General features: G+C 51.1%; 1 protein-coding gene and 1 pseudogene. Both read left to right on the top strand.

All coding sequences use genetic code 11. From position 1 onward, the window contains the following. Positions 1–180, top strand: a pseudogene (locus Q0746_RS16660) (porin); the annotation flags it as partial. A 198-nt stretch (positions 181–378) separates the two neighbouring features. Continuing rightward, positions 379–632: porin (locus tag Q0746_RS16665; protein WP_298262238.1), on the top strand; the 254-nt coding region annotated here is incomplete at its 3' end.

Raw genomic sequence — 632 nt, forward strand, 5'->3', positions numbered from 1 at the left:
GCCAACTACGGTAAGTTCTCCTCCACAGTAGCTGGCGGCGACGCAAAAGGCTTCGGTCTTGCAGCAGCTTACGACCTGGGCGGCGGTGCAGTTGTGCACTTCGGTTACGGTTCCGGCAAAACAACTTCTGCTGCTCCGACACAAAAATCCATGTCTTTGGGTCTTGGCCTGAGCTTCTAAGCTTAAGTTAAATCTAGACAGATTATTGAAGGCGGGCCGTTTGGCCCGCCTTTTCTCGTCACAATGATGTTGCAAAAAAGCGCCTAATTCGCCTTGTTGAATTTTAAGCACTTCCTCGTGAAGTGGTTTAGCCGTAAAAAAAGTTAGAAAATACACGTGCCATTGACTTGGCGCACTAACTTCAAAAGGCATAACGTCATGAAAAAAATTCTTATCGCATCTACTGCGCTGGTCTCTACAGCTGGAATCGCTGCAGCAGACGTCGCTCTTTCCGGCCGCGCCGAAATGGGTATCTTCCAGCAGAACACAGCATTCAGCGGCGGCGCTGTCGGCAGTGACATGCAGTTCTTCACAGACATCGACGTGACATTCACCATGTCCGGCGAAACAGACAACGGCCTGACATTCGGCGCGTCTGTTGATCTGGACGAAGGTGGCGCAATCTCCAACGC

The sequence above is a fragment of the uncultured Litoreibacter sp. genome, assembly GCF_947487515.1.
GTDB lineage: Bacteria > Pseudomonadota > Alphaproteobacteria > Rhodobacterales > Rhodobacteraceae > Litoreibacter.